Below are 26,249 nucleotides of genomic sequence, written 5' to 3'. Positions count from 1 at the left end.
GGGCTTGCATGGTGACTAAGAGGCTTTTTTACTTTTGTTAATCGTTTTTTGTTTCTGAGTTGTTTTATACACCATTAATGGTGATTTCTTCTTTTCAACGACGGACTTATCAATCACAACTTCTTTGATATCGCTAAGCGATGGCAACTCAAACATGGTATCTAATAACATATCTTCCAAGATAGAGCGTAATCCTCTGGCGCCTGTTTTGCGCTTAATGGCCAACTTAGCAATCGCTGATAAGGCAGGTTTTCTAAAACTTAATTTAACACCCTCCATTGCAAAAATTTCTTGAAATTGTTTAACCACTGAATTTTTTGGCTTGGTTAAAATTTGAATAAGCGCCTCTTCATCTAACTCACTCAGTGCAGTTTGTACTGGCAAACGACCCACTAATTCTGGGATTAGACCATATCCAATCAAGTCTTCCGGCTCAATAAGGTTGAATAACTCTGTTAGATTTTTCTCTTCGCTTAAATCTTTAACATCGGCACTAAAGCCAATACCTGTGGCTTTTTCAACACGCCTACCAATGACTTTATCCAAACCATCAAATGCACCGCCACAAATGAATAAAATTTTTGAAGTGTCCACATCAATGGTTTCTTGATTAGGGTGCTTGCGTCCGCCTTGTGGTGGCACTGATGCGATGGTACCTTCAATCAATTTCAACATGGCTTGTTGCACACCTTCGCCAGACACATCGCGAGTAATTGAAGGGGAGTCTGAACGCCTAGAAATTTTATCAATTTCATCAATAAAGATAATGCCTCGCTCTGCACGATCCGCATCAAAATCACATTTTGACAACAAACTCTTAATCACATTCTCAACATCATCACCGACATAACCTGCCTCAGTCAAAGTGGTTGCGTCTGCTACGGTAAATGGCACATCCAAAAGTCGTGCTAAGGTTTGTGCTAATAAGGTTTTTCCCGAACCTGTGGGTCCAATCATGAGAATATTGGATTTATCCAATTCTACATTATTTGATATGTATCCACTCTGCAAACGCTTGTAGTGGTTATAAACAGCAACCGATAAAACTTTCTTTGCATGCTCCTGACCAATCACATACTCATTTAAAAAATCACGCAATTGCTTAGGCGTGTAGTCCCAATCTTGATAAGTATCGTCAATTTCTTTTAGCGCTTGTTCTTCAAGCAAACCATAACACGATTCAATACACTCGTTACAGATATAGACGCCAGGACCTGCAATAAGGCGATCAACTTCAGATTTTGCTTTGCCGCAAAATGAACAGTGGAGCTCTTCTGGATTTTTTGCCATAATAAGTCTAATTTCTAGCGTTGTTTTAAAACTTTATCAATCAAACCATATTTAGCGGCTTCATCCGCCGACATAAAGTTATCTCTATCGGTATCTTTTTGAATGGTTTTAATAGATTGACCTGTGTGTGATTTAAGAATAGTGTTAAGTTTTTCCCTAACTTTAAGGATTTCTTGCGCATGAATATCAATATCACTTGCCTGACCAGAAAAACCACCCAATGGCTGATGAATCATACATCTGGCGTTTGGCAATGCATAACGCTTATCCTTAGCACCAGCAGTCAATAACAAAGCACCCATGCTTGCTGCTTGACCAATACACAATGTTGAAACATCAGGCTTGATAAACTGCATGGTGTCATAAATTGCCAAACCTGCAGAAACTGACCCCCCTGGGGAGTTGATATATAAGTGAATGTCTTTATCAGGATTTTCAGATTCTAAGAATAGCATTTGTGCAACAATGACATTGGCCATATAATCTTCAACTGGACCCACCATAAAAATAACCCGTTCTTTTAAAAGGCGCGAATAAATATCATAAGCACGCTCGCCCCGAGCAGATTGCTCAATGACCATTGGTATTTGATTTAGATTTTCTATCATGATTGCTGTTGAGTGATTTCTTCGAATGTCTTTTTCTTGATGGTAACTTTGGCACTTGCTAAAATCAAATCCTGTACCATTTGTTCCACCACCATCAACTCAATCGCTGCCAATCTAGAAGGATCAGCCTTATAGTAATCTAACAGCTGTTGCGCTTCCTCGCCATAAGTTGCTGCCATTTCATTAAGCTTTATATCAATCTGTTCTTTGCTAGCGTTAAATTTATGATCACTAGAAATTTGATCAACCAATAGACCTAATTTAACACGACGCTGCGCTTCAGGATTAAAAGTAGCGGCAGGCATATTGCCTTGAGCAGGCATGCCTTGTTGTTGTAAGCGCTGCTCCATTTCTTGTTTTAAACTTTGTGCTTCGTCATCAATACTTGCTTGTGGTACTTCAAAGTTATTCGCTGCTAATAATGCACCAAATAAATCGTCTTTATTTTGATTAGCCAAACGATTATCAAGTTCAACTTGCATTCGTACCTTCATGCTCTTCTTCAAACTATCTATATCTTTTTCACCAAATTTCTTTGCAAACTCATCATCTAATTTTGGTGATTGAGGAGCTGCTACTTCCTTCATCTCAACTTCAAACACCACATCTTTGCCTGCCAGTTGAGGCGCATGGTATTCTTTCGGGAAAGTCAAATTCAAAGTGACGGACTTTCCAGCAGCAATATCCAAAAGCCCATCCTCAAAACCAGCAATCATTGAGCCTTTACCCAATACCATCTTAAAATCACTAGCAATACCACCTTCAAAGACTTCGCCATTCAGCATACCTTTAAAATCAATGGTAACTTGATCGCCTGCTTTAGACTTGCGTTCAACTGCTTTATATTCAGTTGCCTGATTGATCAACCCCTCCAAAGTTTTTTCTTCATCTTCCTGGGTAATTTTAGCTTCTATTTGTTCAACTTTTAACTTAGAAAAGTCCTCAACTTTAACGTCTGGAAAAACTTCAAATGTTACCGTATATGAGAAAGTATCTTTGTCTTGTGAGTCAATCTTGGTAATCGCTGGTCGTGAGGCGGGTGTTGCTTTCGCATCTGCTAATGCTTCAACCAAAGTATCATTGACAATTTCATTGACTGCCTCTGAGCTAGCCCGATCGCCAAACTGTTTACGCATAATAGATAAAGGCACCTTGCCTTTTCTAAAACCATCAACGGTTACCTTAGACGCCATACCCCTCAGGATTTTGTCTGTTTTTTGTCTAAATATGTCAATAGATAAGTCAACTGCTAGTGCTCTTTTTAGACCGTCTAATTTTTCTAGTGAAGTTTTCATTGTTTGTAAATCCGATTCTATACTTTAAAAAGGAGTAAATTATACCTGATAGGGTGGCATTTTAATAGGCAATAAAAAAGGCAGTAAACACTGCCTTTTGCATAAATATTTAAGTTTTATAAGGTAGAAATATAAGCGGAAACTGCGTCAATCTCTGGGTTAGTTAGGCTCTTAGTAAAGTTAATCATCATGCCTTCATAATCGTTTGTTCTACTAGGCTTAACTGCACCCGTTTGTGCATTGATTGAATGCTGGCGGAAAGCTTTAAGCTGCTTAACAGTATACATTGAATGCTGTGATGCTAATGCTGGGAAGCCTGCTGATGGGATGCCTTGACCTGTTGGACCATGGCAGGCAATACAGGCAGTAACGCCTGTTTCTTTCTTGCCACCACGATAGATTTTTTCACCCAGTGCTAGATTAGCGCCTTGCACAGCCACGCCTTTAGAAACTTTTTGAGTCGCATAATATGCCGCTAAATTAGCCATCTCTTTTTCTGTTAATGATGCAACCAAGCCTTTCATTATGCCATCAACACGAGCACCTGATTTAAAGTCTTTAAGTTGTTTTAATAAGTAACCTTCATCTTGTCCGGCTAATTTTGGAAAAGTAGGTACCATTGAATTACCATTAGCACCATGACAGCCTATACAAGTTGCTGCTTTAATTTTGCCTTTTGCTGCATCGCCTGTAGCCAAAGTATGGGTTGAGATTAAAGTTAATACTGTGGCAAAGATTAGCACTAATTTATTCATAAGGTTTTCCTTTTTTACAAAAAAATAAGCCAATATTATACCTAAATAAATAGGTTTAATATTGGCTTATCATCATATAGAATTTAAACATTAAATTCTATATTGAAATGGCAGATGCCAGCTTTACTGCTTAGCTAACCAGTCAGCAATTGCTTGCTCTTTACCAGCAGCCAAAGCAGCCATTGCACTCATTGTTGGGTCTTTGCGTGCACCAGATTGGAAGTCTTTCAATTGTTTAACAATATAAGCGGCTTGTTGTCCAGCAAGGTGAGGGTAAGTTGGAATGGCTGATTTACCATTAGCACCATGACACCCACCACAACCACCAGCAGTAAAAGCCGCCTTACCGTCTGCTTGAACCAAAGAACTCAATGACATTACTGCTGCCGCTACTACTAAAACTTTTTTTCCTGTTGAAAACATACTCTGCTCCTTAAATTTTTAAAAAAATATATAATGGTCACTTTAACCATGGGTTGGAATTATACCTTTTTTTGAACTAAATGAGCAATATTTATCATCAAGCAAAATTTTTACTCTCTTGTCCATCACTCAAAGGGTGCCCAGAAGACCAAGGCTATGAAGTGGTTTTTGCTGGACGCTCTAATGCGGGTAAGTCAAGTGCGATCAACACCATTACCTTGCAAAAAAAATTGGCAAAAGTATCTCGCACACCAGGCAGAACGCAACATTTGGTATTCTTTGAATTAGATGAAAATCGTCGTTTGGTGGACCTGCCTGGCTATGGTTATGCCAAAGTTCCTGAGCACATCAAACAACAATGGCAAAAAGATATGGGTGAATACTTCGCACAACGCCGATGCTTAGCAGGTGCAGTATTGGTCATGGATACGCGTCGTCCACTAACCAAGTTTGATCAAATGATGTTAGATTGGTGTGTGGGTGCAAACTTACCCACGCAAATCATCCTAACCAAATCTGACAAACTCAAAAAAGGCGCTGCCAGCAATGCATTACTTAAAGTCAAACGCGAAGTTGGGCAATATCCTTATGTTGATGTGCAATTATTTTCCAGTTTAAAAAAACAAGGCTTAGAGGCATTAGGTTCAAGACTTGATACTTTTTTTGGTTATGTGGATTAATGCCCAATTAAAGACAATTACTAAAGATGACTCAATTATCTTGGCAAACAATCGTCAAGTATTAGCATTTAAAAAAACTTGGGGCGTACAAAAAGGCAATGCTGCGCTACCAAAAATCCTATCTTGGGATCAATATTTACAAGAAACTTGGCAATCGCTTGAAGCCAATACAGAAAAACGCTTAATTTCAAATATTGAATCTCGCACATTGATTAAGCAATCAATACAGAAATCAGGGCAAAAAGTTGATAATCGCTTGCTAGATGAAGTCATAAAAAATAACGATTATTGTTGCGCCCATCTCATTAAGTACACGCAATTATCAAAATCAGGTGTTGAAAATTACAGGCTATTTGCCACTTGGCTGAAAGATTATCAAAAGACCAAATCAGCCTACAACTTATTGGACGCCAATGACTTATCTGGGTTAATTATTGCACACTCTACTAAGCTAGCAAAACCTTATATTTATGGCTTTAAAACACTCACACCCGTGCAATCGTCATTATTTGATAAGACTGGGTATCAAGTACTGGAGTCTGAACAAGAAAATACACAAAGCAACAATCAAGTTTTTCAAACTACTCAAAATGAACTCTTGTCTGCTGCCCATTGGGCAAAGGATTTGAATGCGCAACATCCCAATAAACACATTGCCATTATCTGTCCAACATTGAATAATGAGCATTATCAAATTCAATCTGTTTTTGACCAAGTATTTGCCGATACACTCATGGAAACTGGGCAAAAATCTTATAATATTTCCTTGGGTTTTTCATTAACTGAGTATCCGTTGATTCGCCATATTATTACACTATTGGATCTCTGTCAACAACTAAAAAGCAATCGCATCAAGACTGAAACCTTTAACACTGTTATCACTTCGCCTTATATTGCCCATGCACAAAAAGAACAATCGGCTCGTGCTTTGCTAGTTAACCGCACCTTAGATTTTTCAAAAACACATTTTAAATTTTCCCATTTAGAGAAACACCTCAACAACACACTGCAGATAAAAACACTGCTTGAAACAACCATAGCACAGGCAACAAAAAGACAACAAACACACGATGCATGGTTATTAGATTTCAATGCCTACTTACAAATTTGGGGTTTCGCTACTGACAGAACATTATCCAGCACCGAATATCAATTGTTCAACAAATATCAAAGTGCTGCTGCTGGACTTAATCAACTGGCACAAATAAATACTCAAGTGAGTGCCACTCGTGCCGCCAAGGATTTGCAAGATTGGCTCTCGCAAGTTGTTTTTCAAGCACAATCTGCCAAAACCCCAATTCAAATATTGGGTAGCTTAGAAGCAGAGGGCTTGTACTTTGATGCCGCCTGGGTATTGGGGATGACGGATGGATTCTTACCTGCCATGCTCAATGTGCCGCGCTTTATTCCTCATGATATCGCTATAACACACCAAATTCCACGAACAAGTTTTGAATTAATTGCCACAGATGCGCAAGACACGCTCAACAACCTTGTTAATCTATCTACTGAGGTTGTTTTCTCCTACGCCAAAGTACATTTGAGTAGCGAACAGCGACCCTCTCCTTTACTGACATTTAATCACAAAACACCCACACTCACACATAGCTATCAAAACACAGCATTAGAAACTGTGGATGACGCAAAAGCCAATCCATTAAAACACACACAAGTGCATGGTGGTGTAGGTATCTTGAAAAATCAAATGGCATGTGCCTTTAGTGGTTTTGCACGCCGATTAAACATTCAATCATTTAATGGCCCACATATCGGTTTAGACAGAATGGAGCAGGGCACTATTATTCACACCACCTTACAATACTTCTACCAAGAAATCACCTCACAAGACAAACTATTGTCTCTTAGCAAAGAAAAATTAGCGTCTCTAATTGAAAAAAATATAAATACTGCCATCAAATATTACGCCGATACTGGCTTTACAAAAAATGAGAAAAAAAGAATTTCAAGAATTATTCGTTCGTTGGTTGAAATCGAAAAACAAAGACAGCCATTCACCGTATTATCAACCGAACAAAGTGTTGATGTTAATATTGCTGGGCTTAAATTCAATACCCGTCTAGATAGACTTGATGAGACAGTAGGGGGTGATCAGATTATTTTTGATTATAAAATTGGAAACCCTTCTATTAACGATTGGTGTAGCGAAGCAATTAAAGAGCCGCAACTGCCTATCTACGCTATCAGCAATACTGCTCAAGGCACAGCATTCATCCAACTAAACGCCAATAAAGTTAGCATTAAAGGCTTATCAAAAAACAAAGCGTCATTACCCAAGCAATCTGCTAGAAGTTTCTGCAAGGAATGGGATGAACAAATTATCAGTTGGGAGAAAATACTAAACACTGCCAGTCAGGATTTTCAGCAGGGCAAGGCTCAAGTTTTGCCAAATAAAACCGCTTGTCAATATTGCGAATTTGATTCGCTATGTCGCGTTGAGAAATGACTCGATAATGCGTTGTTTCTCAATTTGAATCTCAGCACCAATATTCTCTTTATTCAACCTAGAGATATCCATCATATCTAGTAGGTCTCTAAGTTCAATGATGCGACTCACATCAATACCCAATAACTCAAAAGTCATCAGTAACTCTGCAAATCGCTCTTGTCGTCTAAGCGCATCAGTTTTAGCAAAAAAGTTAAACACTGCATCGCTAGACTGGGTATCAAAGTTTGTGGCAAACTGATAAGTTTTGTTCACCAGTTTTGCCAATTGTTCGTATTTTTTTGGACACTTAATACGATTGCATAACTCAATGATTGCCTCTGCCTTTTCGTCTTTTAACCATATGGCAAACTTGATAGGCATCGCATCGGTTTTTAAATTATCTAAAATCTCAAATGTAGTTTTGTGGCTTTGCTTGTCACCAGTTTTAAGCCCAGCAAAAACTCTGTCATAAGCACCACAAGCCAACAATACTTTAAAAAATGCTGACGGCATTTCGTAAGATAGGGATTGTTCTAATTCTTTAAAAACTCGTTCAGAGATGAGCGCATCTACCTCGCCAGAGATCACCATTTGTTTCATTAACTGATGCGTTGTATGTGCCACCTTAAAGCCAAAGGGCTTAAACCGTGCAGCAAAACGCGCCACACGCAATACACGCACAGGGTCTTCGCTAAACGCATCAGATACATGTCTAAGTAATCCATTGTCTAAATCTTGTTGTCCATTGAACGGGTCAACCAAATCACCGTCTTTTGTTTGCGCAATAGCATTAATGGTTAAATCTCGACGAGACAAATCTTGCTCAAGGGTAACCGTGTTAGCCGTATCAAATTCAAAACCTTTATAGCCTTTGCTAATTTTTCGCTCAACCCTAGCAAGCGCATATTCCTCTTGTGTGCCAGGGTGTAGAAACACAGGAAAGGATTGCCCTACTTGACGATAACCCAAATCCAACATTTCATCAGGCGATGAATCAACGACCACCCAATCTCTTTCGGTGTTTTCATCAGCAATGCCCAATAATTGGTCTCGAACAGCACCACCAACCAAGTATATTTTCATAGTCGTTACAAACTAGAATAAATAAATCTATAATACACGAATGACCTTATTTAAAATAACAGCTCTCACTAAGTAAATGCACATTCATATTTTAGGTATCGCTGGCACTTTTATGGGCTCACTCGCCTTAATCGCCAAACAACTTGGACACAGCGTTACTGGGCAAGACCAAGGCGTTTATCCACCCATGAGCACCCAGCTTGATAAGCAAAGTATCAGTTATACACAGGGCTATCACGCTAAAGACTTACCTAAGGCTGATGTTTATATTATTGGCAATGCCTTACCGCGTGGTAATGAATGTGTGGAAGAAATTTTAAACAAACAATACGCCTACACTTCAGGGGCACAGTGGCTCAGTGAAAATGTATTACACGACAAATGGGTGCTTGCTATTAGTGGCACGCATGGGAAAACGACCACTGCAAGTATGTTAGCTTGGATTTTAGAAGTTGCAGGCTATAACCCAAGTTTCTTAATTGGTGGTGTGGTTGAAGGCTTTGGCGTATCATCGCGTCTAACTGACTCTAACTTCTTTGTGATTGAAGCCGATGAATATGACACTGCCTTTTTTGACAAACGCTCAAAATTTGTGCATTACCACCCTAAAACTTTGGTGATTAATAATCTTGAGTTTGACCATGCTGATATCTTTGACTCTCTCAAAGACATTCAAAAACAATTCCATTATTTACTTCGCACTCTGCCAAATGATGGGCTTATTATCCATCCACAAAATGTAGCAGCGATTGAACAAGTCATTGAGATGGGGTTATACTCACAACAACAAACCTTACCTACTTCCAAATTGGAAATCAGTGATATTGGCACTACCTTTGATGTTGAAGATAATACCGTTAATTGGAATCTATTGGGTGAGCACAATATGCAAAATGGACTTTGTGCCATTTATGCTGCACACCATATTGGCGTAGAAATTAAAACTGCTTGCGAGGCGCTTAATACATTTCAAGGGGTGAAGCGTCGTTTAGAGATCAAGTACCAAACCAATAATATCACGCTATATGATGATTTTGCTCATCATCCAACCGCCATTCAGACCACACTTTGTGGTTTGCGTGCTAAAGTCGGCAATAAAAATATCGTTGCAATTTTAGAACTGCGTTCTAACACGATGAAATCTGGCGTACATCAACAAAGTTTGGTTGATGCGCTAAGTGAGGCCAACCAAATATTAATTCTAAAACCAGAAAATCAAGATTGGGATATTGACACCTTGTTTAGCAAGGATAGTTTATTTGTCTGTGTTGAGGACATTGTTGCCGAGCTCAGCCGCATCCAACAAGGGCATTTTGTCGTCATGTCCAACGCTGATTTTGATGATATTTTTAACAAAATCATCGCCAAATTATAACACTAGAAACTTAAAACAAACGCACCTAATAAAAGCAAAAATAAAGCAAAGCCTTTTTTTAATCTCTTGCCATTAATATTATGCGCAACCTTAGCACCGAGTGGTGCAAAAAAAATACTGGTCATAACAATACTGAGTAATGCCTTTATATGGATAAAGCCTAACCCACTAGTAGCGCCTTCAATCTCAGTGCCAATCATAATAAAACCCACACTGCCTGCAATCGCAATCGGCATACCCACAGCCGCTGAAGTGGCAATAGCGTTTTTAATATCAACCTTATTGTAAGTTAGAAATGGTGTGGTCATTGTGCCACCACCAATACCAACTATGGCTGAAACCAATCCAATAATATAGCCTGCTATTAACCAAACCCCTTTGTTTAAATTATCTGCATGTCCAGAAGCACTGATGCCAAACCAGATAATCATTGCCACCATTATTTCAAAGATTGCAAATAAAATTCGCAAGAAATCAAAACTCAAATATTGGGTAATAATCGCTCCGCTAAAAGCACCTAATAAAATAGTCGGGGTGAGTTTTGTAAAATATTGCCATTGAATGGCACCATGATGGTGATGTGCCCAAACACTGGATATAGAGGTAAAAACAATCACTGCAAGTGCAGTGCCAATTGCTGTATGCATTAACACCGCTTCCTGAACCTCAAATGCCAATATATACAACAATACTGGCACAATAATCAAACCGCCGCCTACACCCAGTAATCCAGCAATAAAGCCAGAAAATGCACCGAGTAATAATAAGGGCGCTATTTCAACCAGCTGCCGACCTCATTGATTAACAAGGCATCCTTGTCATTAAAAAAATGATCGGCATTCACTTTTTTTTGTGTGTAATGTATATTTTCTTTAGCGGCTTGTGCTCGCTCTTTAACGGATTTAAGCACGGGTTCAATATCATCCACACCATACAAATCCAGTATTGGGATACGAATTTTACCCAAGTATTTAACCGCCAAATCTGGCATTCCAACCGCAACAAAATATTTGAATGGGTGCTGCTGATTGTCTAAATAATGCGCACTCATCACACTACCTAAACTATGAGATACAATGGCATCTGCACTTAATCCTTGTTGCTGTAAATAATTAATTGCAGCTTTAATACGATTATCAGCTTGAGCCAGTAAAGACATGTATTGAACTGCATCTTTATCATTTGCCAATACTGGCATTTGAATGGATAAAGTATGCCAGCCTTTTTCACTAAGTGCAACGCGCAAAGGTTGAATAACTTGCGCCCAATCAGGGTGTAGCCCTAAACCATGAACAATCACCGCTACACGCTTGGTGTTGGTTTCACTAGGTGTATAAAGCGACATAAACTGTTGTTTATTAGCACTTAACCAAACTACCTCACCATCCATTAAGCCATCTTCAACTTGTGCTGCCCAGCGTTTTTCTTTAGCGTAATTTAGCACAACCTGTGCAAATGCAAAATTACTGATCAGTAATAAAATTAATGCGAGCTTCATGTAAACTTCTTTTTAAGAAAGTCTAGAGCGGATAATAGTAGAGACAACACCCATATCAGCCTTACCTTCAAGTTGAGCCTTGAGTAACCCCATTAACTTGCCCATATCTTGCATAGAAGATGCGCCAGACTCAGCAATTGCTTTATCAACAACTTTGGTTATATCATTTTCTGAAAGTTGTGCAGGCATATAGTTGTTGATGACCACCAACTCTGCTTCTTCAATTTCGATAAGGTCAGTGCGACCTGCGTCTTTGAATTGTGAAATAGAGTCTTTGCGTTGCTTAACCATCTTCTGGATGACGGCTAATACTTGCTCATCAACAAGCTCAATACGCTCATCAACTTCTCTTTGCTTGATAGCGCCTAAAATCATACGAATGGCTTTTAACCCCTCTTTATCTTTGGCTTTCATTGCCGATTTCATATCTTCGATAATGCGTTGTTTTAGTTTTGACATTGTTAAGCTACTCCTAAATTAAAAAATCTCAGTAAAAACTGAGATTTTATTATTGTGAGACCTTTGCATAAATAGGGATGATTAACAAAATCCAATTTTTGCCCAATTGGTGATTTCTTTAAACCTTGTCCTGGCAGGGCTAAGGCTGGGTTTAAAAAATCGCCAAGTGGGTGAAAAGTGGGTTTTTGATGATTATTCCTATTTATGCAAAGGTCTCATTGTATATGAATGATCAAATGAGACTACTTTAATACATTCTCTTGCGATGAATACGATTCTTAGCCATTTCCTTATGGGTGCGTTTGACGGCTGCTGCTTTCATGCGCTTGTTAACCCATGTTGGCTTCTCGTAAAATTCTTTCTTGCGAACATCGGTAATAACACCCGCTCTGTCACAAGTACGACGAAAGCGTCTAAGTGCAATATCAAAGGGTTCATTCTCTCTTACTTTAATTGAAGGCATAGTTTTTTTCCTTTATGAATCTGTAGAATCGTCAGCGGGTGTGCTATCGAAATCAACCAATTGAACAATCGCCATTGGCGCTTTATCACCAGTACGAAAACCAGCTTTAAGAATACGAATGTAACCACCAGGGCGGTCTTTGTAGAAGGGACCTAACTGAGTGAATAATTTAGCCACTGATGCATCATCGCGTAATTTTGAAAATGCATTACGACGATTAGCAACGCTGTCTGTTTTGGCTTTAGTAATTAATGGCTCAACAACACGACGAAGCTCTTTTGCTTTTGGTAAAGTGGTTCTGATTGTCTCGTGCTCAAACAATGAATTTGCCATGTTCTTAAACATCGCCTTACGATGAGAAGAATTACGGTTTAGTTGTCTACCTGACTTTCTATGTCTCATGATATTTCCTTATTCACTCATTAAATCAACTGGTGGCCAGTTCTCAATGGCTGTGCCTAAATCTAGACCCTTCTCAGTTAATGCTTCTTTAATTTCGTTCAACGACTTACGACCTAAATTAGGTGTTCTCAACAAGTCTTGCTCAGACTTCCCAATTAAATCACCAATGTAGTAGATTTGTTCAGCTTTCAAGCAGTTTGCACTACGAACCGTTAATTCCAACTCATCTACTGCTGTTAATAATTGCGGGTCAAAATCATCTGAAGTTGGCAAAGCCTCTTCTTCTTCAACCAACTCTAATTCAACAAATGAAGACAATTGGTCTTGTAAGATTGTTGCTGCACGCTTAATCGCTTCTTCAGCATTAACCGAGCCATTTGTCTCCATGACAATGTTTAATTTATCAAGGTTCACTTTTTGATTAACACGCGCTGCATCAACTGTGAAGCTCACACGCCTAATAGGTGAGAAACTTGCATCTAGTTGCATACCGCCAATTGTTGTTGCTTCATCGTCGCGTGCAACTGCTGCATCATAACCAATACCTGTGCTGATCTTAAGCGTTAGTCGCATATGACCACCGGCATTTACCGTTGCAATCACTTTATCTTTGTTGAATACTGACACATCTGTTGCATTTGCTTCAATATCAGCGACTGTGATTTCACAAGGGCCTTTCTTGTCAATAACAACTTCTGCTGAATCAGAAGTATTTAGCGCAACTGAAACTTCTTTAAGGTTTAACAAGATGTCTAGTACATCTTCCTGAACGCCTTCAATCGTTGAAAACTCGTGCATCACACCGTCAATTGCTACTTCTGTAATTGCAGATCCTGAAACAGAAGACAACAATGTTCTTCTTAAGGCATTACCCAGTGTATGTCCAAAGCCTTTTTCTAAAGGCTCAAGAATAACTCTATACTCATTATTCGCTGTTTCTTTTGATTCAACCAACTTTGGCTTTAAAAAATCTCTTGCATTTCCTTGCATAATATGTCCTTTATTTTGAATACAATTCAACAATTAAATGCTCTGCAATATCAGATGACAAGTCATCGCGTGCAGGAACATTCTTAAATACACCTTTTAGTGCTTTACTATCAACTTCAACCCACTCTGGCAAGTTGCCTTGCTCAGCTAATTCCATTGCTAATTGAATGCGGCTTTGTTTTTTTGCTTTTTCTCTAATAGAAATTTCATCATTAGCGCCAACCTGGTAAGAAGGGATATTAACCGCCGAACCATTCACCAAGATAGCCTTGTGAGAAACCAATTGTCTCGCTTCAGCGCGCGTAGAACCAAAACCCATACGGTAAACAACATTATCAAGACGACACTCCAATAAAGACAATAGGTTTTCACCTGTTGAACCTTTCTTTTGAGAGGCTTTTTTATAATATGAGCGGAATTGCTTTTCTAAAATACCGTAAATACGCCTAACTTTTTGCTTTTCACGCAATTGTAAGCCATATTCAGTACCTTTCTGTTGACGGGCAGTTGCACCGTGCATACCTGGTAGTTGCGACACTTTACATTTAGAATCTAATGATCTAATGCCACTTTTTAGAAATAGGTCCGTGCCTTCGCGACGGGCTAATTTACAAGTAGGTCCAGTATATCTAGCCATAATTTATCCTTATACTCTGCGTTTTTTAGAAGGACGACAACCATTGTGAGGGATTGGCGTTACATCTGTGATTGATTGAATTTTTAAGCCCTGTGCATTTAAACCACGAATGGCTGAATCTCTACCGGGACCGGGACCTTTAACACGAACTTCTAAATTCTTCATGCCAAAAGCCAATGCTTTTTCACCACAATTTCCTGCTGCTACTTGTGCTGCAAATGGGGTAGATTTTCTTGAACCTCTAAAACCAGAGCCGCCTGAAGTGGCCCAGCAAACTGCATTGCCATGACGGTCTGTAATCATCACTATGGTATTGTTAAATGTTGCATGAATATGCGCAATACCGTCAGTAACGACTTTTTTTGATTTTTTCTTTGTTGGTGCTTGAGCCATAATATCTACCTATGATTATTTAATTAAACGACGAGGACCCTTGCGAGTTCTAGCATTTGTTTTGGTTCTTTGACCACGAAGTGGTAATGATTTTCTATGACGGATACCACGATAACAACCTAAATCCCTCAAGCGTTTAATATCCATTGCGATTTGACGACGAAGGTCACCTTCAACTTCAAACTGAGCAATCGCACTACGAATTAACTCTAACTGGTCTTCAGCTAAATCTGATACTTTTGTTGCTGGATCTAATTTAAGCTCGTTGCAAATTGCTTTTGCGCGCGTATCGCCAATACCAAAAATTGACTGCAAGCCAATAACAATATGTTTATGTGTTGGAATATTTATTCCCGCTATTCTAGCCATCTATATATCCTTTATTTCTATAAAATCAATCATGAATGTTTGTCTTTCTCTTACTTAAATTCACAACTTTAAAATTTGCAAAACGAGCAATTATACTTTGCTGGTCGTGCAATGTCAATGTCAATTAACCTTGTCTTTGTTTATGTCTAGGCTCTTTACAAATTACACGCACCACACCATGGCGCTTAATAATTTTACAATTGTTACAAATCTTTTTAACTGATGCTCTTACTTTCATAATACTACCCTTCTAATTTAAACCTGATTTTTTCATTAATGACTCATACTGATTAGACATTAAATGTGATTGCGCTTGTGCAATGAAGTCCATCACCACAACAACGATAATTAATAAACTGGTACCGCCAAAATAAAATGGCACATTCCAATACAAAATCAAAAACTCTGGCAACAAACAAACTGCGGTAATATAAAGCGCACCTGAGGCTGTCAAACGCGACACAACAGAGTCAATATAATCTGCTGAGTTCTTACCTGGACGAATACCCGGAATAAAACCACCAGACTTACGCAGCTTATCTGCTGTGTCTTTTGAATCAAAAGTGAGTGCTGTATAGAAAAATGTAAAAAATACAATCGCCAAACCATAAAACAATACATATAATGGCTGACCTGGAGAAATACCCGCAGTCAAATCAGCCAACCAACCCATGCCTTCTGATTGTGAAAACCAGCCACCTAATGTTGCTGGAAATAAAATAATCGAAGAGGCAAAAATTGGTGGAATCACACCTGCCATATTAATTTTAAGTGGCAAGTATGAACTCTGACCGCCAACCATCTTACGACCTTGCTGACGCTTGGCGTAATTCACCGTAATACGGCGTTGTCCACGCTCCATAAACACCACAAAAGCAGTCACTAACAAAGTCATTGCCAACAATATGACAAGCAAAATAACCGCCAATTCACCCGTGGAGACTAACGATAATGTTGAACCTACTGCCGATGGCAAACCTGAAACAATACCAGCAAAAATAATCATCGAGATACCATTACCAATACCTTTTTCTGTAATTTGCTCACCCAACCACATCAAAAACAATGTGCCTGTGGTTAATGTTATTACCGTTACCAAACTAAAAGTGAAGCCAGCGTTTGTTACCAATGCCACACCGCCAGCATTTTGTGATTGTAAGGCAATTGAAATACCGTAAGATTGAAACACTGCCAAAACGACAGTACCCAAACGCGTGTATTGTGTAATCTTGCGCTTACCACTCTCACCTTCTTTCTTAAGTTGTTCAAACTTTGGTACTATTGATGTCATCAACTGTACGATAATTGATGCCGAAATATAAGGCATAATGCCCAAAGTAAAAATAGACAACCTCTCTAGTGCGCCACCAGAAAACATATTAAACATATCCAAAATCGTACCCTGCTGGTCTTGCACTAATGAAGCCAGTGCAGTTGGCGAAATAAATGGAATGGTAATATGTGTACCCATTCTAAAAACAATCAACGCCCCCAATAAAAAAAGGATACGCTTTAATAAATCTTGAGAAAGGCCTAGGGAGGGTGTTTGACTCATCTTATTACTCGTTAATGGTTCCTTTGGCAGCTTCAATGGCTACTTTTGCGCCTTTAGTTGCCTTGATACCTGTTAATGTTACTGCTCTATTAATCTCACCAGAAAGCATTACCTTAACGCGCTTAATATTTTTTGTCACCAAGTTGTGTTGCTTTAACACCTCAAGCGTGATTTCTTTTTCTTCTAACTTATCAATCTCAGATAAAGTTACTTGAGAAGTAATAATCGAAACACGCGATGAAAAACCAACCTTGGGCAGGCGACGCTGAAGGGGCATTTGACCACCTTCAAAACCGATTTTAGTAAAACCACCTGAACGAGCTTTCTGGCCCTTATGACCACGACCACAAGTTTTACCAAAACCACTACCGATACCACGACCAACGCGTCTTCTGGTTCTTTTTTCACCTTCTGCAGGTGCTAATGTATTTAATTGCATAATATTCATAATCTTAACCCTCTACTTTAAGTAGGTAAGAAACCTTATTAATCATACCCCTCACTTCAGGTGTATCAAGTAACTCTACTGTGTGATTAATACGCTTTAAACCAAGGCCTGTTATCGTTGCACGATGTGATGGAAGACGACCATAAAAACTCTTAACCAATGTCACACTTACCGTGTTTTTCTTTGCTGCTACTTTCTTAGCAGCAGGCTTTTTAGCAGATGCTACTTTTGTAGCTGTCACTTTAGTCGGTGATTTTTTAACTGCTCCCTTCTTAACAGGCGTCTTTTTTGCCACAGGCTTTTCAGATGCCACTTTTCTCTCTTCAGCCATTATACTTCTCCAGTAATCTCTTCAACAGTTTTGCCACGCTTACTAGCCACTAATTGTGGAGATGACATTGATGTCAAGCCTTCAATTGTTGCGCGAACAACACTAATAGGATTACGCGTACCGTTACATTTCGCCAAGATATTATGCACACCAACCGCTTCTAATACACTACGCATTGGACCACCAGCAATCACACCTGTACCTTCTGATGCAGGTTGCATATAAACTTTAGCAGCACCCACACTTGAAGTGATAGGATAATAAAGTGTACCGTCTTTTAATGGAACACTTTTCATTGCTTTTCTTGCTTTGTCCATTGCTTTTTGAATAGCAGCAGGCACCTCACGCGCTTTACCCGTACCGTAACCCACTTTGCCATTGCCGTCACCGACAACAACCAATGCAGAGAAACCAAAAATACGACCCCCTTTAACTACTTTTACAACACGACGAATATTAACCAACTTTTCAATGAAGCCGTCATCATCGTCTTTATTATTTTTTCTAAAATCTGCCATTTTCTACGCCTATTTTTATAATTTTTTTATTAAAAGTCTAAACCACCATCTCGTGCTGCTTCAGCTAATGCTTTCACACGACCATGGTATTTAAAACCAGAACGATCAAAAGCAATTTTTGTTACTTTTGCTTTCTTTGCTGCTTTGGCAATCTCAGCACCAATCTTAGTTGCTGCTGCTATATTACCGCCATTCTTTTCTTTTAAGCTGGATGCGCTGACCAAAGTCTTGGTGCCACAGGCACTAATGATTTGTGCATAGATATGCTGAGATGTCTTATGAACACATAAACGCTCAACGCCTTTCTCTGCATGCTTAGCTCTAAATTTAGTTGCTCTTCTTAAACGAGCTTGTTTTTTTGAAAGTTTCATACTATTACCTTAATTATTTCGCTCTATTTCTTTTTCGCTTCTTTGCGAACCACATATTCATCAGTGTAACGCACACCTTTGCCTTTATAAGGCTCTGGCGGACGATAAGCACGAATCTCAGCGGCCACTTGACCTACTTTTTGCTTATCCATGCCTTTGACAACAATCTCAGTTTGTGATGGCGTCTCAGCGCTAACACCCTCTGGCAAGTTATACTTAACTGGATGAGAAAAACCCAGTGTTAAATCTAGGGCTTTGCCCATTGCTTTTGCACGATAACCAACACCGATAAGGGTTAATTTTTTCTCCCAACCCTCTGCCACACCTTTAATCAAATTAGCGGTATTTGCTCTTGCAGTACCTGCTTGTGCCCAGGCTTTCTTTTCCTCTTTTTTATTAACTTTAATAACATCAAATGTCAAAACATTTTCTGTATTAGCGATAACAACTGAGGGGTGGATTTCCATTTCCATTTGACCTAATTTACCTTTAACTGCCATTGTGGAATCATTTATTGAGACTTCAACGCCAGCTGGAATTTCGATTGGTGCTTTTGCAACTCTAGACATCTTATAACTCCTTTAAGAAATGCTACACAAAACTTCACCACCCACATTTTGGGTGGCTGCATTTTGTCCAGTCATGACACCTTTGGGTGTTGAAACAATAACGATACCTAAACCATTCATGATACTTGGCATTTCAGTACTTTTGACATACACACGCAAACTTGGTTTTGAAATTCTTTTTAATGAATCAATCACAGGTTTGTCATCATAATACTTCAGCTTAAGTGTTAAAGTTTTAGTAGCTTTTTCGCCTGCCACACTAAATGATTCAATATAACCTTCTTGCTGCATCACGCTTGCAATAGCAGATTTTAAATTTGACGCTGGAATGTTAACTTCTTTCTTTTCAACCATGTGTGCATTACGAATGCGGGTTAACATATCAGCCACTGGATCAGACATACTCATAATCTACTACCTCCTACCAACTTGCTTTAGATAAACCAGGAACTTCGCCGTTCATGGTGCGCTCTCTCAATTTGATTCTAGACAAACCAAACTTACGGTAAAAACCATGTGGACGACCCGTCAAACCACAACGAGAACGTTGTCTTGTCGGTGAAGCATCACGCGGTAACGCTTGCAACTTAATCGTTGCTTGGAAGCGCTCTTCATCAGAAGAGTTTACACTCTTAATAATTTTCTTTAACTCAAGGCGTTTAGTGCGGTATTTTTCAACCACCTTAGTGCGCTTGATGTCTCTATTTATCATAGACTTTTTAGCCATTTTCTTTATCCTTAAATGGGAAATTAAACATTGCCAATAGTTTCTTAGCGTCTTCATTATTTTGTGCGGTGGTCGTGATAGCAATATCCATACCACGCACTCTTGTTACCTTTTCAAAATCAATTTCAGGGAATACGATTTGCTCGGTTAAACCCATATTATAGTTACCACGACCATCAAATGACTTCGGGTTTAAACCACGGAAATCACGAATACGGGGGATTGCAATATTAACCAAACGGTCTAAAAATTCATACATCTTTTCCTTGCGAAGTGTTACTTTGCAACCAATTGCACTGCCCTCTCTTAATTTGAAACTCGCCACCGATTTACGCGCCATACATGTCATTGGTTTTTGACCCGCAATTAAACTCATCTCTTCTAGAGCACTTTGCAAAATTTTCTTATCACCTAATGCACTACCCAAACCCATATTAATAGTAATCTTTTCAATCTTAGGCACTGCCATTGGATTTTTCTGATTTAACGCTTTTTGTAGAGCGGGTAAAATTTCTTTTCTATATTGTTCTTGTAATCTAGCCACGGTTCTTTTCCTTTAACTGTCTCAAACGATTGAATCGCCGTTTGATTTAAAAAATCTTTCTTTGTTGCCTTCTTTGTCACTGCGCAGTCCAACTCTGTCTGCTTTTTTTGTTTTTGCATTGTAGATTGCTACATTTGAAATTGCCACTGGCATTTCTGTATCAATAATACCGCCTGTTACGCCAGCATTTGGGTTTGGCTTAACATGCTTCTTAGCAATATTTAAACCCTCAACTACAACTTTATTATTAGTGATTTTCGTTACTGTACCTATAGATCCTTTATCCTTGCCAGCAATCAAAATGACTTCATCTTTTACTTTGATTTTATTCATCATAACACCTCTGGGGCTAGTGAAACAATCTTCATAAATTGTGCGCTGCGTAATTCACGAGTCACAGGTCCGAAGATGCGTGTGCCTACTGGCTCAAGCTTTGTATTTAATAATACAACGGCATTGCCATCAAAACGAATACGCGAACCATCAGCACGACGAACGCCTTGTGCTGTGCGAACAACAACAGCGTCATATACATCACCTTTTTTTACTTTAGCACGCGGTGCAGCTTCTTTGATGCTGACTTTAATCACATCGCCAATGTTTGCATAGCGACGCTTAGAACCACCTAATACTTTAATACACATTGCTTTGACACCACCACTGTTGTCAGCAATATGAAGTTTTGTTTGCATTTGAATCATATCTTATTCTCTTTTAATTATGCTATGGAATCAACAGCCGCTGATTTCTCAAGGACTTCTAGCAATGCCCAACACTTAGTCTTAGAAAACGGCTTCGCTTCTACGACTCTTACTGTGTCGCCTACACTACATTCATTCTTTTCATCATGCGCATGAACCTTAGTGCTACGCTTAATATATTTCTTGTAAATGGGATGACGAACTTTACGCTCAATCATAACGGCAATGGTTTTGTTACGACTGTTGCTAACAACTTTGCCTGTCAATACGCGTTCTACTTTATTCTCGCTCATGCTTGTTTCTCTTTAATAATAGTTTTAACTTGTGCAATTGATTTTTTAACTTTTCTCAACTTTGAACCGTCCTCTAACTGTGCACTTTTATGCTGCATACGCAACTCAAAGTGCTCTTTTAGAAGACGCATTAAAGTGTCGTTAAGCGCAGGGGCGTCTTGCCCTCTTAATTCTTTTACATCCATTACATTGCCATCCTTTTAATAACTTTTGTCTTTACTGGTAATTTCGCTGCGGCAAGTTGGAATGCTTCTCTTGCAATGGTCTCATCAACCCCTTGCATTTCAAACAACATTTGACCCGGCTTGATTTGTGCAACCCAATATTCAACACTACCTTTACCTTTACCCATACGCACTTCTAGTGGCTTCTTAGTAATAGGTTTGTCTGGAAATACACGAATCCAAATCTTACCCTGACGCTTTACATGACGCGTCATCGCTCTACGAGCAGATTCAATTTGTCTTGCAGTCATGCGACATCTGCCGACAGCTTGCAAGCCAATTTCACCAAAGCTCACCTTATGACCCGTTGCTAAACCACGGTTGCGACCTTTCATCATTTTTCTAAATTTTGTACGTTTAGGTTGTAACATTTGTCAATCCTTTATTTCTTAGCGATTTGGTTAGTAGCACCACGACGAGCAACCTCATCTAATGTGCCTTTCTTATGGTCTAGAATTTCACCTTTGAAAATCCAAACTTTGATACCAATCACACCATATTGTGTGTTTGCACCATAATGTGCATAATCAATATCTGCTCTAAATGTATGTAATGGCACACGACCTTCACGATACCATTCAGAGCGTGCAATTTCCGCACCATTTAAGCGACCACTAACCATAATCTTAATACCCTGTGCACCCAAACGCGTTGCATTACCCAATACACGCTTAACTGCACGACGATACATTACACGCTTTTCTAACTGTTGTGCAATATTTTCTGCCACTAGACGTGAATCTAACTCTGGCTTTTTAATTTCTTCAATATTAATATGTGCTGACATACCCATCATTTTAGTAACAATAGATTTCAACGCTTCAATATCAGCCCCTTTTTTACCAATCACAATACCTGGGCGGGCAGTGTGGATAGTTATCTTAGCGTTGTTGGCTAGACGCTCAATTTGAACGCGACTAACAGAAGCAGATTTTAGCTTCTCAAATAAGAAATCTCTCACTTCAATATCAGATAACAAGTACTTAGAATAATCTTGAGAATTCGCATACCACTTAGAATCCCAATCTTTAACGATGCCTAATCTAATACCTTTTGGATTTACTTTTTGACCCATAATTTATACCCTATCCTGCACTTACGCCAACTGTAATATGGCTTGTTCTTTTTAAAATACGATTCGCTCTACCTTTTGCTCTAGGGCGAATTCTTTTCATTGTTGAGCCTTCATCAATATAAACACTACTCACTTTTAATTCATCGATATCTAAACCATCGTTGTTCTCAGCATTTGAAATCGCTGAATTTAATACTTTCTTAACAAGTACTGACGCTTTCTTGTTACTAAACGATAAAATGTTGAGTGCCTCTTCTACCGACTTTGAACGAATTTGATCCGCTACCAATCGTGCTTTAAAAGCCGAGGTTTTTGCATATTTATGCACTGCTTTAACTTCTTTCATTTTCTCAATCACCCTTGTATTATGCTTTACGGTCGCCTGAATGTGCAACAAATGTTCTGGTTGCTGCAAACTCACCTAATTTATGACCAATCATTTGTTCGTTAATTGACACTGGCACATGTGCTCTGCCATTGTGTACTGCGATTGTTAACCCAATCATTTCAGGCACAATTACCGAACGCCTAGACCAAGTTTTAATTGGTTTTCTATCTTTATTTTCTTGAGCTGTTAATACTTTCTTGATTAAATGCTCGTCAACAAATGGACCCTTTCTTAATGATCTAGCCATAATTACCCTTATTTATTTCTACGACGCACGATAAGCTTATCAGTGCGTTTATTACTGCGTGTTTTATAACCCTTAGTTGGTGTACCCCAAGGAGAAACTGGATGACGACCACCACTGGTTTTACCTTCACCACCACCATGTGGGTGATCAACTGGATTCATAACAACACCACGAACAGTAGGTCTAACACCTCTCCAGCGTGTTGCACCCGCTTTACCTAATTTTCTTAAACTGTGTTCTTTCTTAGACACTTCGCCAATCGTTGCGCGACATTCTGCCAAAACTTTACGCACTTCACCAGAACGCAATCTTAAAGTGACATACATACCTTCTTTTGCAATTAATTGCGCTGAGGTGCCGGCACTGCGTGCCATTTGTGCACCCTTACCTGGCTTAAGCTCAATACAGTGAATAACACTACCTAACGGGATGTTTGCACAAGGCATTACATTGCCTGCTTTAATAGCAACGCTACTGCCTGAAATAATCTCATCACCTACTTTCAAACCGTTTGGTGCAATAATATATTTGCGCTCACCATCTGCATACAAAACCAAAGCAATATTAGCACTACGATTTGGATCGTATTCTAGGCGCTCAACCTTTGCAGTAATATCATCTTTGTTGCGTCTAAAATCAATAATGCGGTAACGACGCTTGTGTCCACCACCTTTATGGCGAACTGTAATCTTACCTCGGTTATTGCGACCGCTAATTCTGTTCTTGCTTTGTGTCAATGGTGCATAAGGTGCGCCATTGTGTAAGTCTTTATCAACAACACTAACAACAAATCTTCTGCCAGGTGAGGTTGGTTTTCTTTTAATTACTTGTGCCATAATCTCTCTCTTTAAGATGCCGTCACATCAATCATTTGACCTTCAGACACTTTTACCATTGCCTTCTTCCAATTGACACGACGACCAATCTTACCTTTAAATACTTTCTTCTTGCCTTTCACAATAGAAGTTGTTACATTTTCTACCGTCACACCAAATAGTGACTCAATAGCTGCTTTAATTTCTTTCTTATTACTATCAACACGCACTTTAAATGCATATTGATTTTGTGCTGACAATATCGATGCCTTTTCAGAGACAATTGGCGCCAATAAGGTTTTTAATATTTTTTCTTGATTCATAACATACCTTCCACTTTCTTTAATGCTGCTTCAGTAATAACAACATTCTCATAACCAATCAAACTAACTGGGTCAATGCTCTGTGTGTCACAAACACCAACATGGTATAAATTGCGTGAAGAAAGATATAAATTCTCATCTAACTCATCAGTCATTAATAAAGCATCCTTTACATCTAATGCTTTAAGCAAGGCAGTTATATTCTTTGTTTTTGCATCTTTAACATCAAAGGCCGCAACCACTTTTAAGCGATCAGTGCGCACTAATTCAGAAAAGATAACACTAATGGCACCTTTGTACATTTTCTTGTTAACTTTCTGTGCGTAACTTCTTGGTTGCGCAGCAAATGTTACGCCACCTGAGCGCCAAATAGGTCCACGAGAAGTACCAGCACGAGCACGACCTGTACCTTTCTGCGCCCAAGGTTTCTTACCGCCACCGCTAACAGCGCTGCGATTTTTTTGCGCTTTAGAGCCTTGACGACCAGTAGCCATATAGGCTGTTGTCACTTGGTGAACCAATGATGGGTTATAATCTCTTGCAAAAACAGACTCTGCAACTTCAGTAGCGCTAGATTTGTTTGTGCTTATGTTTAATACTTGTAATTTCATCTTAAACCTTATTCTTCTGCCTTAGTTTCTTCTGCAGTGTTATCTTCAGTTGACGCTATGCTTTCTGCTTCTTTTGCTGCTACTGCTGCATCTTTTTGCTCTTGGAGTTGCTTACTAATGCCAGCATTCACTTTGTCTTTCTTGGCAGACAACTTTACTTTAACAAAGCCACTCTTAGAACCAGGAATTGCACCTTTAACTAATAATAAATTTCTGTTGCTATCCACTCTAATAATCTCTAGGCATTCTTCAGTCACTTGCTCATCGCCCATGTGACCCGCCATTTTCTTGCCTTTAAATACACGACCAGGATCTTGACACTGTCCAGTAGAACCAATTGCTCTGTGAGAAATTGAGTTACCGTGTGTTGCATCTTGCATCGAAAAATTATGACGCTTTACACCACCTTGAAAACCTTTACCTTTAGATTGTCCAGTAACATCAACATATTGACCTGCACCAAAAATAGACAAATCAAAACTTGTGCTGCCAGAAATTTCATCGGCATCTGCGCTAAATTCCCAAAGGCCTAAACCGATATCTTGTGAAGCCTTAGCGTAATGACCTTTAGTCGCTGATGAAACACGACGCAATTTTGCTTCGCCTTTCTTATTGACTTTAGCGCCAGTAGTCACTTGTACAGCACTGTAACCATCTACTTCCATTGTTTTTGTTTGAACAACACGATTGGACTCAATCTTAATAACGCTTACCGCAGTTGACGAACCATCGTCAAACAAGATACGCGTCATTCCTAATTTTTGTCCTACTAAACCAATTGCCATGATTCTATTCCTATTACTTATATTTGTTAATTAAGCTTAATCGCTACGTCAACACCTGCTGCTAAATCTAGTTTCATTAACGCATCAACTGTTTTATCAGTTGGGCTAATAACATCCATTAATCTAACATATGTTCTTAATTCATACTGGTCTCTCGCCTTCTTGTTAACATGCGGAGAAGTCAATACAGTAAAACGCTCTTTCTTTGTCGGTAAAGGGATTGGACCTCTAACACTTGCACCGGTACGCTTAGCAGTATCTACAATTTCAATAGCCGACTTATCGATTAAACGATGGTCAAATGCCTTTAATTTAATTCTAATGTTTTGATTACTCATCTTTAATAAATCCTATTAATAATTGACTTGTGTCTTTTAGCGAAAAACCGAGCATTATACAATAATATTCGGTCTTTCTGCAACTAAATTACCCTTAATCCGTCACCTTAGAAACAACACCCGCACCAACAGTGCGCCCACCTTCTCTAATAGCAAATCGCAAACCTTCTTCCATAGCGATTGGAGACAGAAGCTCTACTTCCATTTTCACATTATCACC

At 39.0% G+C, this 26,249-nt stretch carries 41 protein-coding genes and 1 pseudogene; 3 read left to right on the top strand and 39 right to left on the bottom strand.

Annotation, left to right across the window (positions count from 1 at the left end; genetic code table 11):
- Positions 1-15: 15 nt before the first annotated feature.
- From clpX to BBROOKSOX_RS01120, 5 genes are all read right to left on the bottom strand, one after another.
- Positions 16-1,290, bottom strand: a complete 1,275-nt coding sequence (gene clpX / locus BBROOKSOX_RS01140; protein ID WP_139659315.1) for an ATP-dependent Clp protease ATP-binding subunit ClpX — start codon at positions 1,288-1,290, stop codon at positions 16-18.
- Between the two features lie 14 nt (positions 1,291-1,304).
- Positions 1,305-1,898 carry an ATP-dependent Clp endopeptidase proteolytic subunit ClpP gene (clpP, locus tag BBROOKSOX_RS01135; protein WP_010646207.1) on the bottom strand — a complete coding sequence of 198 codons (594 nt, stop codon included), beginning with the start codon at positions 1,896-1,898 and terminating at the stop codon, positions 1,305-1,307.
- The gene (gene tig / locus BBROOKSOX_RS01130; RefSeq protein ID WP_139659314.1) at positions 1,895-3,193 is read right to left on the bottom strand and encodes a trigger factor; all 1,299 of its coding nucleotides are present in this window, start codon (positions 3,191-3,193) and stop codon (positions 1,895-1,897) included. The genes clpP and tig overlap by 4 nt, the downstream gene beginning before the upstream one ends.
- A gap of 116 nt (positions 3,194-3,309) precedes the next feature.
- Entirely contained in the window at positions 3,310-3,948 is a 639-nt protein-coding gene (locus BBROOKSOX_RS01125; protein WP_139659313.1) for a c-type cytochrome, read from the bottom strand.
- Positions 3,949-4,071: 123 nt separating this feature from the next.
- Complete coding sequence (locus tag BBROOKSOX_RS01120; RefSeq protein ID WP_139659312.1) at positions 4,072-4,371, bottom strand: c-type cytochrome; 300 nt, start codon at positions 4,369-4,371, stop codon at positions 4,072-4,074.
- A gap of 80 nt (positions 4,372-4,451) precedes the next feature.
- Between BBROOKSOX_RS01120 and yihA the strand changes: the two genes are divergently transcribed.
- A complete protein-coding gene (gene yihA / locus BBROOKSOX_RS01115; protein WP_139659311.1) occupies positions 4,452-5,051 on the top strand; it encodes a ribosome biogenesis GTP-binding protein YihA/YsxC in 600 nt (199 codons plus the stop codon).
- Positions 5,041-7,515, top strand: coding sequence for a PD-(D/E)XK nuclease family protein (locus tag BBROOKSOX_RS01110; RefSeq protein ID WP_139659310.1), 2,475 nt, complete (start codon positions 5,041-5,043; stop codon positions 7,513-7,515). Before yihA ends, BBROOKSOX_RS01110 begins: the two co-directional genes overlap by 11 nt.
- Here BBROOKSOX_RS01110 and BBROOKSOX_RS01105 read toward each other — a convergent pair.
- Entirely contained in the window at positions 7,495-8,580 is a 1,086-nt protein-coding gene (locus tag BBROOKSOX_RS01105) for a polynucleotide adenylyltransferase (protein WP_139659309.1), read from the bottom strand. The genes BBROOKSOX_RS01110 and BBROOKSOX_RS01105 overlap by 21 nt on opposite strands.
- Before the next feature lie 76 nt (positions 8,581-8,656).
- On the opposite strand from BBROOKSOX_RS01105, the gene mpl reads away from it, so the two are divergent.
- A complete protein-coding gene (gene mpl, locus BBROOKSOX_RS01100) occupies positions 8,657-9,955 on the top strand; it encodes a UDP-N-acetylmuramate:L-alanyl-gamma-D-glutamyl-meso-diaminopimelate ligase (protein WP_139659308.1) in 1,299 nt (432 codons plus the stop codon).
- A 2-nt stretch (positions 9,956-9,957) separates the two neighbouring features.
- On the opposite strand, the gene BBROOKSOX_RS01095 is transcribed toward mpl, so the two are convergent.
- From BBROOKSOX_RS01095 to tuf, 33 genes and pseudogenes are all read right to left on the bottom strand, one after another.
- On the bottom strand, positions 9,958-10,731 hold the full coding sequence (locus BBROOKSOX_RS01095) for a sulfite exporter TauE/SafE family protein (RefSeq protein ID WP_257607719.1): 774 nt from the start codon (positions 10,729-10,731) through the stop codon (positions 9,958-9,960).
- The gene (locus BBROOKSOX_RS01090; RefSeq protein WP_139659306.1) at positions 10,728-11,453 is read right to left on the bottom strand and encodes a DUF3530 family protein; all 726 of its coding nucleotides are present in this window, start codon (positions 11,451-11,453) and stop codon (positions 10,728-10,730) included. Before BBROOKSOX_RS01090 ends, BBROOKSOX_RS01095 begins: the two co-directional genes overlap by 4 nt.
- A gap of 12 nt (positions 11,454-11,465) precedes the next feature.
- A complete protein-coding gene (locus tag BBROOKSOX_RS01085) occupies positions 11,466-11,912 on the bottom strand; it encodes a GatB/YqeY domain-containing protein (protein WP_139659305.1) in 447 nt (148 codons plus the stop codon).
- Positions 11,913-12,159: 247 nt separating this feature from the next.
- Positions 12,160-12,375: a 30S ribosomal protein S21 gene (gene rpsU, locus BBROOKSOX_RS01080; protein ID WP_010646224.1), complete on the bottom strand. Its 216-nt coding sequence runs from the start codon at positions 12,373-12,375 to the stop codon at positions 12,160-12,162.
- Between the two features lie 12 nt (positions 12,376-12,387).
- Entirely contained in the window at positions 12,388-12,777 is a 390-nt protein-coding gene (gene rplQ, locus BBROOKSOX_RS01075; RefSeq protein ID WP_010646225.1) for a 50S ribosomal protein L17, read from the bottom strand.
- Between the two features lie 9 nt (positions 12,778-12,786).
- On the bottom strand, positions 12,787-13,767 hold the full coding sequence (locus BBROOKSOX_RS01070; RefSeq protein WP_139659304.1) for a DNA-directed RNA polymerase subunit alpha: 981 nt from the start codon (positions 13,765-13,767) through the stop codon (positions 12,787-12,789).
- A 10-nt stretch (positions 13,768-13,777) separates the two neighbouring features.
- Positions 13,778-14,404, bottom strand: a complete 627-nt coding sequence (rpsD, locus tag BBROOKSOX_RS01065) for a 30S ribosomal protein S4 (protein WP_139659303.1) — start codon at positions 14,402-14,404, stop codon at positions 13,778-13,780.
- Positions 14,405-14,413: 9 nt separating this feature from the next.
- Positions 14,414-14,797, bottom strand: a complete 384-nt coding sequence (rpsK, locus tag BBROOKSOX_RS01060) for a 30S ribosomal protein S11 (protein WP_010646231.1) — start codon at positions 14,795-14,797, stop codon at positions 14,414-14,416.
- 15 nt (positions 14,798-14,812) lie between these two features.
- On the bottom strand, positions 14,813-15,166 hold the full coding sequence (rpsM, locus tag BBROOKSOX_RS01055) for a 30S ribosomal protein S13 (RefSeq protein ID WP_010646232.1): 354 nt from the start codon (positions 15,164-15,166) through the stop codon (positions 14,813-14,815).
- 124 nt (positions 15,167-15,290) lie between these two features.
- Positions 15,291-15,404, bottom strand: a complete 114-nt coding sequence (gene rpmJ, locus BBROOKSOX_RS01050) for a 50S ribosomal protein L36 (RefSeq protein ID WP_010646235.1) — start codon at positions 15,402-15,404, stop codon at positions 15,291-15,293.
- 12 nt (positions 15,405-15,416) lie between these two features.
- Positions 15,417-16,721, bottom strand: a complete 1,305-nt coding sequence (secY, locus tag BBROOKSOX_RS01045) for a preprotein translocase subunit SecY (protein ID WP_139659302.1) — start codon at positions 16,719-16,721, stop codon at positions 15,417-15,419.
- Between the two features lie 4 nt (positions 16,722-16,725).
- Positions 16,726-17,160, bottom strand: coding sequence for a 50S ribosomal protein L15 (gene rplO / locus BBROOKSOX_RS01040; protein WP_139659336.1), 435 nt, complete (start codon positions 17,158-17,160; stop codon positions 16,726-16,728).
- 13 nt (positions 17,161-17,173) lie between these two features.
- The gene (rpmD, locus tag BBROOKSOX_RS01035) at positions 17,174-17,500 is read right to left on the bottom strand and encodes a 50S ribosomal protein L30 (protein ID WP_257607714.1); all 327 of its coding nucleotides are present in this window, start codon (positions 17,498-17,500) and stop codon (positions 17,174-17,176) included.
- On the bottom strand, positions 17,500-18,018 hold the full coding sequence (rpsE, locus tag BBROOKSOX_RS01030; protein WP_139659301.1) for a 30S ribosomal protein S5: 519 nt from the start codon (positions 18,016-18,018) through the stop codon (positions 17,500-17,502). The genes rpmD and rpsE overlap by 1 nt, the downstream gene beginning before the upstream one ends.
- Before the next feature lie 29 nt (positions 18,019-18,047).
- The gene (rplR, locus tag BBROOKSOX_RS01025) at positions 18,048-18,389 is read right to left on the bottom strand and encodes a 50S ribosomal protein L18 (protein ID WP_139659300.1); all 342 of its coding nucleotides are present in this window, start codon (positions 18,387-18,389) and stop codon (positions 18,048-18,050) included.
- Between the two features lie 23 nt (positions 18,390-18,412).
- Entirely contained in the window at positions 18,413-18,958 is a 546-nt protein-coding gene (gene rplF / locus BBROOKSOX_RS01020) for a 50S ribosomal protein L6 (protein ID WP_139659299.1), read from the bottom strand.
- Positions 18,959-18,970: 12 nt separating this feature from the next.
- A complete protein-coding gene (rpsH, locus tag BBROOKSOX_RS01015) occupies positions 18,971-19,366 on the bottom strand; it encodes a 30S ribosomal protein S8 (protein WP_139659298.1) in 396 nt (131 codons plus the stop codon).
- Positions 19,367-19,379: 13 nt separating this feature from the next.
- Positions 19,380-19,685, bottom strand: coding sequence for a 30S ribosomal protein S14 (gene rpsN / locus BBROOKSOX_RS01010; RefSeq protein ID WP_139659297.1), 306 nt, complete (start codon positions 19,683-19,685; stop codon positions 19,380-19,382).
- On the bottom strand, positions 19,678-20,229 hold the full coding sequence (gene rplE / locus BBROOKSOX_RS01005) for a 50S ribosomal protein L5 (protein WP_139659296.1): 552 nt from the start codon (positions 20,227-20,229) through the stop codon (positions 19,678-19,680). Before rplE ends, rpsN begins: the two co-directional genes overlap by 8 nt.
- 21 nt (positions 20,230-20,250) lie before the next feature.
- A complete protein-coding gene (gene rplX / locus BBROOKSOX_RS01000) occupies positions 20,251-20,562 on the bottom strand; it encodes a 50S ribosomal protein L24 (RefSeq protein ID WP_139659334.1) in 312 nt (103 codons plus the stop codon).
- Complete coding sequence (gene rplN, locus BBROOKSOX_RS00995; protein WP_139659295.1) at positions 20,562-20,930, bottom strand: 50S ribosomal protein L14; 369 nt, start codon at positions 20,928-20,930, stop codon at positions 20,562-20,564. The genes rplX and rplN overlap by 1 nt, the downstream gene beginning before the upstream one ends.
- 17 nt (positions 20,931-20,947) lie before the next feature.
- Positions 20,948-21,223 carry a 30S ribosomal protein S17 gene (gene rpsQ / locus BBROOKSOX_RS00990; protein WP_139659294.1) on the bottom strand — a complete coding sequence of 92 codons (276 nt, stop codon included), beginning with the start codon at positions 21,221-21,223 and terminating at the stop codon, positions 20,948-20,950.
- Positions 21,220-21,408: a 50S ribosomal protein L29 gene (gene rpmC / locus BBROOKSOX_RS00985; RefSeq protein ID WP_139659293.1), complete on the bottom strand. Its 189-nt coding sequence runs from the start codon at positions 21,406-21,408 to the stop codon at positions 21,220-21,222. Before rpmC ends, rpsQ begins: the two co-directional genes overlap by 4 nt.
- Positions 21,408-21,818: a 50S ribosomal protein L16 gene (gene rplP, locus BBROOKSOX_RS00980; RefSeq protein ID WP_010646255.1), complete on the bottom strand. Its 411-nt coding sequence runs from the start codon at positions 21,816-21,818 to the stop codon at positions 21,408-21,410. The genes rpmC and rplP overlap by 1 nt, the downstream gene beginning before the upstream one ends.
- An 11-nt stretch (positions 21,819-21,829) precedes the next feature.
- On the bottom strand, positions 21,830-22,522 hold the full coding sequence (gene rpsC / locus BBROOKSOX_RS00975) for a 30S ribosomal protein S3 (protein ID WP_139659292.1): 693 nt from the start codon (positions 22,520-22,522) through the stop codon (positions 21,830-21,832).
- Between the two features lie 10 nt (positions 22,523-22,532).
- A complete protein-coding gene (gene rplV / locus BBROOKSOX_RS00970; protein WP_010646257.1) occupies positions 22,533-22,868 on the bottom strand; it encodes a 50S ribosomal protein L22 in 336 nt (111 codons plus the stop codon).
- Positions 22,869-22,887: 19 nt separating this feature from the next.
- The gene (rpsS, locus tag BBROOKSOX_RS00965; RefSeq protein ID WP_010646258.1) at positions 22,888-23,157 is read right to left on the bottom strand and encodes a 30S ribosomal protein S19; all 270 of its coding nucleotides are present in this window, start codon (positions 23,155-23,157) and stop codon (positions 22,888-22,890) included.
- A gap of 8 nt (positions 23,158-23,165) precedes the next feature.
- Positions 23,166-23,993 (bottom strand): 50S ribosomal protein L2, encoded by an 828-nt coding sequence (gene rplB, locus BBROOKSOX_RS00960; RefSeq protein WP_139659291.1) that lies wholly within the window; start codon positions 23,991-23,993, stop codon positions 23,166-23,168.
- Positions 23,994-24,004: 11 nt separating this feature from the next.
- Positions 24,005-24,295 (bottom strand): 50S ribosomal protein L23, encoded by a 291-nt coding sequence (gene rplW / locus BBROOKSOX_RS00955; protein ID WP_139659290.1) that lies wholly within the window; start codon positions 24,293-24,295, stop codon positions 24,005-24,007.
- Positions 24,292-24,906, bottom strand: a complete 615-nt coding sequence (gene rplD / locus BBROOKSOX_RS00950) for a 50S ribosomal protein L4 (protein WP_139659289.1) — start codon at positions 24,904-24,906, stop codon at positions 24,292-24,294. Before rplD ends, rplW begins: the two co-directional genes overlap by 4 nt.
- 8 nt (positions 24,907-24,914) lie before the next feature.
- Positions 24,915-25,691 (bottom strand): 50S ribosomal protein L3, encoded by a 777-nt coding sequence (gene rplC, locus BBROOKSOX_RS00945; protein WP_139659288.1) that lies wholly within the window; start codon positions 25,689-25,691, stop codon positions 24,915-24,917.
- 26 nt (positions 25,692-25,717) lie between these two features.
- Entirely contained in the window at positions 25,718-26,029 is a 312-nt protein-coding gene (gene rpsJ / locus BBROOKSOX_RS00940; protein ID WP_010646263.1) for a 30S ribosomal protein S10, read from the bottom strand.
- Between the two features lie 94 nt (positions 26,030-26,123).
- A pseudogene (gene tuf, locus BBROOKSOX_RS00935) lies at positions 26,124-26,249 on the bottom strand (elongation factor Tu); the annotation flags it as partial.

This window comes from bacterium endosymbiont of Bathymodiolus sp. 5 South, from assembly GCF_900128535.1.
Taxonomy (GTDB): domain Bacteria; phylum Pseudomonadota; class Gammaproteobacteria; order PS1; family Pseudothioglobaceae; genus Thiodubiliella.
This window is presented reverse-complemented; position numbering and strand designations above follow the sequence as displayed.